The organism is Pseudomonadota bacterium (assembly GCA_018823135.1).
In the GTDB taxonomy this organism is placed as follows: domain Bacteria; phylum Desulfobacterota; class Desulfobulbia; order Desulfobulbales; family CALZHT01; genus JAHJJF01.
Genome location: JAHJJF010000106.1, coordinates 49,219 through 59,775, shown reverse-complemented (window position 1 = coordinate 59,775; position 10,557 = coordinate 49,219). Strand labels below are relative to the sequence as shown.

The following is a 10,557-nucleotide window of genomic DNA, read 5'->3' as shown; positions in this document are numbered from 1 at the left end:
GGAGTGCATGCGGCAATTAAAAACGAGATACCCGAGCCGAATTGCAGGAGCACACCAAAGACCCGGGCGCCTAGTCTTTTCTGCCTGACCCCGACCCAGACCATGGCCCCGCCTTCAAGAGCCCATGCCGTAGCAGTCCAATGACCATCCAGGGCAAGGGGAATGGCAAGGGAGCCGAAGACTACCCCTATAGCCAGAAAAGCCTCGGTCAGCATCCGCATGCCTTCAGTCAGACGCCGCCAGAGAATTGTTGCTAAAAGGATATAAAACAGACCTGCAGCACAAGCGCTGATGGCTAGTCCATATTCGAAGTCCTTCACCAGACAAGCCTGCAGGGCAAAGGAAACAAGGGATACGCCGAAAACCAGCGGCCCGTCAATAAAGCCTTTTAATTTCGGCGGCTGGCGATGGGCAAACAGCACCGAGATAGCCACATAAAACACAAAGAACAGTACGAGAAAGGGTTCGGTGGTGCTAAAATAATCCGGCTGATAATAGTTACTCCCCCAGAATGAAGCAATCACAAAGGTAAAAACAAAACCCAACAGGTTAAGCACCCGCCATGCTTTAAACCAGGCAATCCCGAGAATTCCGGCATTTAACAGGGCGTAATAAGAAAAGAGCATTACATGGCTGCCGCTGCCGGTGGACATCAGTACCGGCGCAAGAAAACCGCCGGTTATGCCGAAGATCGCCAAAGCTTTAGCGTCCTGCATCACCGCCAACGCCCCGGAAAGGCCCACAAGGCCGACCATTATGACCAGAGATAAGGTGGGGGGAAGAAAATGGTAAAGCTTTGATGCTGCAAAGACGGTCAGATACAGGATACCGACCCCGCCACCCTGTAAAGTTAATCCGTAGAGCAGGACCCGAGCGCGAAGACGCCAGCCGGCAATCAACAGGGACAATCCAAAAACAGCAACGCCTGCCAGTCTGAACTCAATTGGAAAAAGGTTGCGCTGTGCGGCATATTTCAACAGGAATGCGACGCCGAAAAACAATATGATAATGCCGACCTTGAGAACAATATTTCCTGTAGTGAAAAAGGCCTTTAACTGCTCCAGAAATTTGTCAATGGGCCCAGGAGGTGCTGGAAAAAAATCTCTGGCATCGGCGACTTTTCGATACTCCGCAACAAACTCTCCGGGTGGTTCTTTTACTTCTTTTTTCTCGGAAACTGCTGCAATTCTTGTGGCAATCGGTTCCTCTTTCAAATCCTGCGTAAAAGAGGGCACCCTTACTTCTTCCCTGATTTCGCCTTTTCTGGTTCGAAGCTTCTCTGTCTCTTGCCCCTTAGGATTACTCTCCTCAAGTTTTTTTATACGCTTTCGAAGAGACATAACTTCAGCAAGAACAATGAGCAGCAAAACCCATAGGAATATTTGCATACGCGAGCCTTTCTCCTCTCACAAATGTTGGTAAAGGGGGCATACAGATTTTCCAAAAAGACTACCCTGCTTGACAGGCAAATTCAAGAGGTTATCAGCTTCGGATTTATGAATGATTGAAAGGTGAATATTTAATTAAAGGTAAGCAAACACAGAAAAAATCAGCATTGCGCTCTGGGAAGGGTTATGACAATTCGGGTGGAGCCCTTTCGGGCCTCGATGTCCATATTGCCGTGATTCGCGGTGACGAATCTTGAAATGATGTTGAGCCCCCGGCCCCGGACTTGGGCATTCTTGATATTCTCTAAATGCTCCTGGGAAATTTCGCCGCTGTTTTCAACGATCAGGGTCACCATATCGTTATCCAGAAAGCCTTGAATCCTGACGCTGCCGCCTTTTTTGGGCACCGCCTTTATGGCGTTACTCAACAGGTTGTCCAGGATTCTCTCAAGGCCGTATCGGGGGCAGTAAACCACCAGATTTTCTTCCAGATCAGGTTCGTGCAATTCCACATGTTGCAGCTTTGATTCATACACAACTTCACGAAAAATACTGACCCGTTGCCGGAGGATAGCGGCAAGATTCAATTCCTCCTCACGACCGGAACCGCTCATCGCCTGGGCGAGATCCTGCATACGGGCCGCTTCCGAGGCCATGATCTCAACATAGGAGGTCAGCTTCGACCGGACATCCTCCAGGTTTTCATTTTCCATGAGTTTCAGGACGCGATTTGAAAATCCGGCAAGAGCGATGGCAGGATTCTTGATGTCATGCAGCACATCATCCAGAAACTCCAGCTTCGATGCCTTCATGATTTCCTTACCGAAAAAGGTTATCAGCTCCACCTCTTCTTCAGTAAAGGCCTGGCGATGCCTGGTGGCGAAAAAAATCATCAGATGCCGGACCTCGCCGACAACTTTCAGGGGAACGAAAAGAATGGAATGAATATTATGTTCCTTCACCAGATCATGAAGCCGGTCGCTGATCAAAGAACTTTTAATAGGGTTCTTGACCAGAATATAGGATGGGGTGATCCTTTCATATTTGCCGTCGCCGATGGACTTTGTTCCGGAAATCGCCGCCTGAAAATACGGATGATGGGAAACCGTATAGCTGTAATTGGCTTCATAATAATTCACATCCGATGGATAGGAGGCTTCAAGATGGATATGTTGCCGGTCGTCTGAAACGGTTAACAGAGAGCAGCCCTGCACGCCAAGCATTTCGTCCAGTTCCGGGACAAGCAGGATAAAAAGATCTTTAAGCTTGATCCCTTCGCGGCGACTGAGCTTGAAGAAGATATTGTTTATGATGGTCTCTTTGCGCCGGTTCAGCTTCTGAAGATCGAGGATCTTTTTCTTGGCAAGGACAAAACTGATGCGCCGGGACAGCAACTCGGCATGGGTAATTTCCAGGTCGGTGAATTTTCGCCCCTTCTCCTTGTAATAAATCTGCATGGTGCCGAGAAGGTCTTCCCCGGTGGCAAGCATCGGCACCGGATTAAAGAGCGGCACGGCCAGAAGCGAATGAAAGCCGCGGGCCTTGACAATGGTTTTATCCTTGAAAAGAGGATGTTCAAAAATATCGGGTACGGCTATGGCTTTTTTCTGCTGGACCACCAGACCTGAGATGGATTCCTTGAGCGGGACGGAGGCGAGCCGGTCATAATTGGAAACGCCATAGGCTCCGAAACTGGTCATCCGCATATCATCCGGCTCGATGATCCTGATGGTTGCGGCATCGGCAAAGAGATGCTTGACGATAAGCTTGGCTGCAAGTTCAAGGATTTTCCGGGTGGGTTGCGACGGATCAAGGGCCAGGATTTCTTCCGTTTCGCTGATTATCGAAGAGAGAAACCAGGTCTGATATTCGTCTTCAAGAGCGGCGATCTGGTGCTGTCTGGCGCGAGAAAGCTCACTTTCTTCCAGTAACTGAAACCGGGTGATAAATTCCGCGAGTTTTTTTTCCATACCATGACCCAATCCGCAAGCGAAATTGATTATAAAGGATCTTTACTTTGATGGTAGACAGCGAGAAGGCTTGAGTCAAGCAGTATGGATCAGAAACACAACTATCCTTCAAGGGCCAATTCAATCAACCTGTCGAGAAGCGCTGAAAAACTCAAACCCTGCGCCGCTGCAGCCTGAGGAAGAAGACTGGTCGAAGTCATGCCGGGGATGGTGTTGGTCTCAAGCACATAGATATCCGTCCCGGAAATGATCATGTCCGTCCGGCTATAACCCCTTAAAAGCAATGCCTTGTGTGCGGTTACGGCAATATCCTGGGCCCGCCTGGTCAGTTCAGGACCAATTTCAGCAGGACATACCTCGCGGGTCGCACCGGGCTGGTACTTGGCTTCATAATCGAAAAATCTGTATTTCTGATCAGGGATAATTTCCACGATGGGCAAGGCTTCGAGGGTGTCGTTGCCAAGAACGGCGCCGGTAATTTCACGACCGGCAATAAATTTCTCCACCATGACCGCATTATCATACTTGAATGCCTCGCGGATGCCGCGGCCAAGCTCTTCTTCAGTTTCGGCAATACTCATGCCCAGGCTTGACCCCTGGCGCACCGGTTTTATGACCAGCGGCAGGTCAAGTTCATCGGCAAGGCCTGCCGGAGAATCAATGTCCTGCGGGAGTGCCATGACCCAGTCGGCAACCAGGAGTCCGGCGTTATGGTACAACTCCTTGGCAAGATTTTTATCCATTGCAATGGCACTGCCAAGCACCCCGGAGCCCTGATAGGGAATTCCCAGAAGATCAAGATACCCCTGCACCGTGCCGTCCTCGCCGAACACCCCGTGGAGCAGGATAAAGGCCACATCTATGTTTTTTGCATCTTCGGCCAGTTTGCCAAGATCATTTGCCGGATCATAACGCTTCACCGTGTATTTTTGCGGATCAAGGGCCTTTTCAACTTCCAATGCCCCCTTAAGAGACACTTCCCGTTCCCCTGATTTGCCGCCGGCAAGCAGAGCAACTCGTAATTTATTGTTCATGAAAAACTATCCTGATTTAATTCCATTTAAGTTATCGCAGAACAGCCTGAAGGCTGTTAATTAATCCCACATTCGCCCCACATCCACAGAGAGAATCGGTACTTCAAACAAAATAGTACTTTACCTTCTTCCTCTCATTTCGTAAACCATTGACATGGACCAGCAAATCATAAAAGCGCTTGAAAAAATCATCGGCAAGGAACATCTGACCACAACCCCTGAAGAACTGCTCTGCTATTCCTACGACGCAACCGCCCGGGAATTTCCTCCAGCTGCTGTTGCCTTTCCCGGCAACACCGAAGAAGTCGCAGCAATAATGCGGCTTGCCAACCAACTTTCTTTTCCAGTGGTTCCCCGGGGAGCGGGAACCGGAATGACCGGTGGTGCTTTACCCATAGCCGGCGGCCTGGTCATGGCCATGAGCCGCTTCAACCGCATCCTTGAAATTGATTCGGAAAATCACATCGCAGTGGTGGAGCCGGGGGTGATCACCGGCGATTTCCAGAATGCCGTAAAAAAACTGGGCCTTTTTTATCCGCCGGATCCGGCAAGTCATAAATTCTGCAGCCTGGGCGGCAATGTGGCGGAATGCGCCGGAGGCCCAAGCGCCGTAAAATACGGGGTCACCAGAGATTATGTCCTGGGCCTTGAAGTCGTGCTTCCGGACGGCAGAATACTTACCACCGGCACCAGAACCGCCAAGGGCGTGGTGGGCTACGATCTTTCCCGCCTCTTTGTGGGATCGGAAGGCACCCTGGGGATCATTACAAAAATTATCCTCCGCCTGCTTACCAACCCTGAAGCACGGGTCTCTTTTCTGATCGCTGTAGAAAGCCTTGCTGCGGCCACGGCTCTTGTAGCAAAAATTCTAGCATCACACCGGCCATGCACCCTTGAATACATGGACCGGACGGCGATCAAAATCGTTTCTGCATCCCTTCCCTTTTCCCTGCCCGAACAAACCGAAGCCATCCTGATTCTCGAACTGGACGGCGACAAAAAGATCATTGAAACCCAATCGGAAGAATTACTGGATTTCCTTCAGTCTCAGCCCGGCATTATCGAAATCAGCAAGGCTGATACCGATGAAGAACGCGAAGCCATCTGGTCAGCCCGGCGTGCTGTTTCGCCTGCCGCCTTTCAATTAAAGCCGCACAAAATCAGCGAAGACGTTGTGGTTCCCCGCACGAAAATTCCAGAACTTGTTGCCTTTACAGAACAACTGGCTCTTGACCTTGATGTTATCATCTTTACCTTCGGGCATGCCGGAGACGGCAATATCCATGTCAATATAATGCTTGATAAAGCCAATCCAGAAGAAGCCCTGCGCGGCGAAACCGCCAAAAGACAACTCTTTGAAAAAGTCATCAGCCTCTCGGGCACCTTATCCGGAGAACATGGCATCGGCATCACCAAGGCGGAATTTCTCCCCCTGGAACTTGATCCCAACACCCTTTCAGTGATGCAGGAGATAAAAAACCTTTTTGACCCGAACAACATCCTGAATCCGGGAAAGATATTTCCGCCGCAGAAGAAAACAACCTGAATTAAGGCACAAAAAACAATTGACAGATACCCCTATCATCTTATATAAAGCATGTTTTGTCTTGCCGCCTGACTTGGTCTTTACATTTTCCAGAATGGCAATCATCGAAAAACAATGCAGGGCAAGGCGTTACACTATTAAATTAGTAAATTGACAATCAATAAATACTATTGGAGTTACCATGATCGAAGTTGAAGTTAAGGGAGATATTGAACAGGCGATACGGATTCTTAAGAAAAAACTCCAGCTTGACGGTGTTAAAAAAGAGCTGAAAAGACGGGAATCTTACGAAAAACCCAGTGCCAAGCGTCGTCGCAAAGCAGCGGAAGCACAAAGAAAAATTCGCAAACTCAAACTCCGCTCTGATAGAGACTAATATCACGCTTTTCCCCGTTTTATGCGGGGAAAAGCTATTCCTGCTTTCTCCTCTGATAGTATATAAAGGGAGATATGTCAGCCTCCCAAAGCAAATCCACCCAGATTTTCAAATCCAACCTGGATATATTTCTCCACTATCTGGCCGCGGAACGCCGCCTTTCTGAAAACACCCTTTCATCGTATCATTCAGATATCAATTTCTTTATCGCTTCCATGACCAATGCCGGCATCCATGATCCGGCAAAAGTTGAAACCCGGCATATCAGGAATTTTCTTGCGAGTTGCAATAAAGAAGGCCTTTCCTCCCGCAGCATGGCACGAAGGGTTTCAACGCTTCGTGCTTTTTTTCGTTTTCTGCTTGCCGAAAAAATAATCACAAAAGACCCCACCGGAATTATCGATCTGCCCAAACCCAAGCGCACCCTGCCAAAGGTCCTTACCATAACAGAAGTCTCAACTCTTCTTGAAGGGCCTGATTCAGGAATCCCCTTGGATTTACGAAATACCGCAATGCTCCACCTGCTGTATGCCTCCGGCATGCGTGTTTCAGAACTTGTCAAGCTGCCGGTTGCATCATTAAACATCACGGCCGGACATCTCCGGGTTCTGGGCAAAGGAAGCAAGGAACGCCTGATCCCTTTTGGCGAACAGGCAAGGGACAAAATTACAATCTATCTTGAAGACGGCCGCGGACGGATATTAAACCACCGGCACAGCGATTTTCTTTTTGTCACCAAGAGGGGCACGGCCATGACCCGGCTGCGCTTCTGGCAGATCATCCAGGAAACGGCCACCCGCGCAGGGATCAGGAAAAAAATCAGCCCTCACGTGCTTCGGCACTCCTTTGCCACGCACCTGCTTGAAAACGGCGCCGACCTTCGTTCTGTCCAGCTCATGCTGGGACACTCGGATATTGCCACAACCCAGATTTATACCCATGTTGACAGCAACCGCCTGAAATCTATTCACCAGAAGTTTCACCCCCGCGGCTAGCCGTAATACTGTCCATTTGATCGAACCGCAGAATATCGACCAGGAAAGCGTAGACTCCGAGGAATATCAAATGTCGAATGAACGGATTTTACTTCAAAATTCTGCGGCTCCACGTTCGATATTCGATATTCAAAAACTCTCAATCTCCTTAAGTGAACGGTATTGCGGCTATCCGGCGTAAATCAGGTGACTCTCTTACCGTCAGATGCCATCTCCTTTTGCATAGAATAGATCTTGCGGTTAATCTCCTGTTTTTATTTGTGAATTCTCCCTGCATGCTTTACCTTATATTCATTAGCTAACGCCTTGGAAATTCCAGACAGGTTTTATGAAATTTCAATTAATCAAAACGGCTCCACGAAAGGTTTTCACTGGTGCTGAAGATGCAAGGAAGAAATGTGTTCGCGGTACTAATAGTGCGTGAACATGTTGATAACACAGCTGATTTAGTGCCAGGGGAAGCCCGTTATAATACCTACTAATTAGTAATAATAAAATACATGGAAGTAATCACCACACATCTCAATGCCGATTTCGATGCCATGGCCTCAATGGTCATGGCAAAAAAACTGTACCCGGATGCGGTGTGCGTTTTTTCCGGCTCACAGGAAAAAAACCTCCGGGATTTCTTCGTCGAATCAATCCATTATTACGGTGTACAGCGGCTCAAAAATATCAATCTTGACGAGATTACCAAACTGATCATTGTTGATACGCGCCAGCCGAAAAGAATCGGAAATTTCCAGCAACTCCTTGATAAAGAAGGAGTCGAGGTGCATATTTTCGACCATCATCAGGATGCCCCGGGCGATATCAAGGGTGATTATGAGGTGATCCGCCCGGTGGGCTCCACCTCGACAATCCTTACCGATCTGTTCAGAAAAAACCGCACGAAAATAACCCCTGAAGAAGCAACTATTCTGGCCATGGCCATTCATGAAGACACCGGTTCATTCACCTTTGACTCAACCACTGCTGATGATCTCAAAGCAATGGCCTGGCTCCTGAAAAAAGGCGCTGATCTTCACAAAATATCCCAGTTCGTCGCCAAGGAGCTCACAACCGGTGAAGTCTCTCTTCTGCACGAACTGATCCGCTCGGCCACAACCTATACGATCAGGGGAATCGATATTGTTGTCGCCAAAATTTCCGTACCCGACTACGTCGACGAGTTTGCCATGCTGGTCCGCCGCTTTCTGGTGATGGAAAATCTCAACACGCTTTTTGCCATCGCCCGGATGGACGATCGGATTTATCTTATCGCCAGAAGCCGGATTCCGGAGGTAAACGTCGGAAAAATAGCGCTGGATTTCGGCGGCGGCGGGCATGCCTCGGCAGCTTCGGCAACCATCAAGAACATGACACTCATCGAGGCGGAAGAAAAACTCATCCAACTGCTTCACAAACATGTCAGCCCGGAAAGTTTTGCCCGGGATCTCATGTCTTCACCGGTTATCTCGGTCAAGCCTGATGTGCCGATCAAAGATGCCAACCAGACACTCACCCGCTACAACATCACAGTGCTTCCGGTATTCAAGGACAAAAAGAAAATTCTCGGACTCATCTCCCGCCGGGTTGTTGAAAAGGCCATCTTTCACGGCTTAGGCGACCTGCCGGTGTCTGAATACATGAGCACTGATTTTGTGACATTACCGCCGTCATCCTCTCTTTCGGATATTGAGGAACTGATAATCGAGCATCGCCAGCGATTCATCCCGGTTGTCTCAGACAAGGGAATCATGGGCGTAATCACCCGCACCGACCTGCTCAATCTCCTGGTCAATGATCCTGCCCGGCTTCCTAAAAATCTGCTTTCGGAAAACGATCAGCCGTCCACGGAACGGAACAGAAATCTCAACAGCCTCATGGTGGAAGCCCTTTCCAGAGATATCATCATCCTGCTCCGCACCATCGGCGAAGTTGCCAAAAAGAACAATTGCGCGGCCTATGCCGTGGGCGGATTTGTCCGGGACCTGCTGCTCCATGTTGACAATCTTGATCTGGATATCGTCATTGAGGGAGACGGCGTCGACTTTGCAAGAAAACTTGCCGCACATCTTGGCGGTGAGGTGAGAATTCATGAAAAATTCAGCACTGCCGTGGTCAAATTACCGGATGGTTTCAAAATTGACGTGGCAACGGCTCGGCTTGAATATTATGCTTATCCCGCGGCCATGCCCACCGTGGAACTCTCATCGATAAAACTTGACCTTTACCGCCGGGATTTCACGGTCAATGCCATGGCGATTCATCTGAATCCTGAAAAATTCGGCATCATGGTCGATTTTTTCAATTGCCAGAGCGACCTCAAGGATCGTCAGATTCGAATCCTGCACAATTTGAGTTTTGTCGAGGACCCGACCAGGATCTTCCGGGCAATCCGTTTCGAGCAGCGCATGGGGTTTACCCTTGGAAAGCATACGGAAAAACTCATTAAGAATGCCGTGCGCATGGACCTGTTCAACAGATTTTCCGGACGCAGGTTCTTTGGCGAGCTGCAACTGATTCTTTCGGAAGAAGACCCTCTGCCGGCAATAAACCGCCTGAATCAATTCAATCTGCTGAAATTCCTGAGCCCGACTCTCAAGCTTGATCAGCGCCTCAAACACATACTGGACGACACACAGAAAGCCATTGCCTGGCATAAACTCCTGTATCTCAATGAACCCTGCCAGCTATGGATGGTCTACCTGCTGGCGCTCACCGCCCGAACGCCGATGAATGAAGTCCTGTCTTTTTGCATTAATTTTGAAGTGCCGGAAAAATACCGCCAGATCCTGATCAAAGAAAAAAGCGACGTGTACAAAATCGACCAGTCACTCCACCGCCGGACGCCTTTCAGGGCAAGCGAGGCATACTGGCTGCTGCATGATCTGAGTCATGAAGGTGTGCTCTACCTCATGGGGATAACCAAAAAGAAATCTGCAAAAAAACTGATTTCCCATTACTTTACCACGCTGCGCCACATGAAAACTTTTACAACCGGTGCGGTTCTTAAAAAAATGGGGTATCCTGCCGGACCGATCTACCGGACAATCCTCAATCATGTTCTTGAGGCTAAACTTGACGGCCTGGTCAAAACACGCAAAGAAGAACGCTCCATGATCAAGGAGCTGTATCCTCTGGCTGATTATGCCGGGAAGCCCACGGGGACAGAATAATTTTCAAAAGAACAAAAACACAGGGGCTCCACACCATTTTCGGCATGAGCTCCCCATAAAGCTGTGGCATTTTATGCTGTGGAGGTG

7 protein-coding genes are annotated in these 10,557 nt (G+C 49.1%); 4 read left to right on the top strand and 3 right to left on the bottom strand.

Annotated elements, in window-relative coordinates:
• The 3 genes from KKE17_12105 to KKE17_12095 all read right to left on the bottom strand — a co-directional run.
• Positions 1-1,388: DUF2339 domain-containing protein (locus KKE17_12105; protein MBU1710740.1), on the bottom strand; the 1,388-nt coding region annotated here is incomplete at its 3' end.
• A 161-nt stretch (positions 1,389-1,549) separates the two neighbouring features.
• Positions 1,550-3,358 (bottom strand): GAF domain-containing protein, encoded by a 1,809-nt coding sequence (locus KKE17_12100; GenBank protein MBU1710739.1) that lies wholly within the window; start codon positions 3,356-3,358, stop codon positions 1,550-1,552.
• A 101-nt stretch (positions 3,359-3,459) separates the two neighbouring features.
• Complete coding sequence (locus KKE17_12095) at positions 3,460-4,392, bottom strand: D-alanine--D-alanine ligase (protein MBU1710738.1); 933 nt, start codon at positions 4,390-4,392, stop codon at positions 3,460-3,462.
• Positions 4,393-4,546: 154 nt separating this feature from the next.
• Here KKE17_12095 and KKE17_12090 point away from each other — a divergent pair, with 154 nt between their 5' ends.
• The 4 genes from KKE17_12090 (at position 4,547) to KKE17_12075 (ending at position 10,470) form a co-directional block, all read left to right on the top strand.
• The gene (locus KKE17_12090) at positions 4,547-5,938 is read left to right on the top strand and encodes an FAD-binding protein (protein MBU1710737.1); all 1,392 of its coding nucleotides are present in this window, start codon (positions 4,547-4,549) and stop codon (positions 5,936-5,938) included.
• 184 nt (positions 5,939-6,122) lie between these two features.
• Positions 6,123-6,314, top strand: a complete 192-nt coding sequence (gene rpsU, locus KKE17_12085; protein ID MBU1710736.1) for a 30S ribosomal protein S21 — start codon at positions 6,123-6,125, stop codon at positions 6,312-6,314.
• A 74-nt stretch (positions 6,315-6,388) separates the two neighbouring features.
• On the top strand, positions 6,389-7,309 hold the full coding sequence (xerD, locus tag KKE17_12080; protein ID MBU1710735.1) for a site-specific tyrosine recombinase XerD: 921 nt from the start codon (positions 6,389-6,391) through the stop codon (positions 7,307-7,309).
• 500 nt (positions 7,310-7,809) lie between these two features.
• Positions 7,810-10,470: a CBS domain-containing protein gene (locus KKE17_12075; GenBank protein ID MBU1710734.1), complete on the top strand. Its 2,661-nt coding sequence runs from the start codon at positions 7,810-7,812 to the stop codon at positions 10,468-10,470.
• The last annotated feature ends 87 nt before the right edge of the window (positions 10,471-10,557 follow it).

Bases quoted from the DNA above. Each gene is read 5' to 3' on its own strand.
- KKE17_12090 (MBU1710737.1), top strand. From the start codon at position 4,547: ATGGACCAGCAAATCATAAAAGCGCTTGAAAAAATCATCGGCAAGGAA.
- KKE17_12100 (MBU1710739.1), bottom strand. From the start codon at position 3,358: ATGGAAAAAAAACTCGCGGAATTTATCACCCGGTTTCAGTTACTGGAA.
- KKE17_12075 (MBU1710734.1), top strand. From the start codon at position 7,810: ATGGAAGTAATCACCACACATCTCAATGCCGATTTCGATGCCATGGCC.
- xerD (MBU1710735.1), top strand. From the start codon at position 6,389: ATGTCAGCCTCCCAAAGCAAATCCACCCAGATTTTCAAATCCAACCTG.
- KKE17_12095 (MBU1710738.1), bottom strand. From the start codon at position 4,392: ATGAACAATAAATTACGAGTTGCTCTGCTTGCCGGCGGCAAATCAGGG.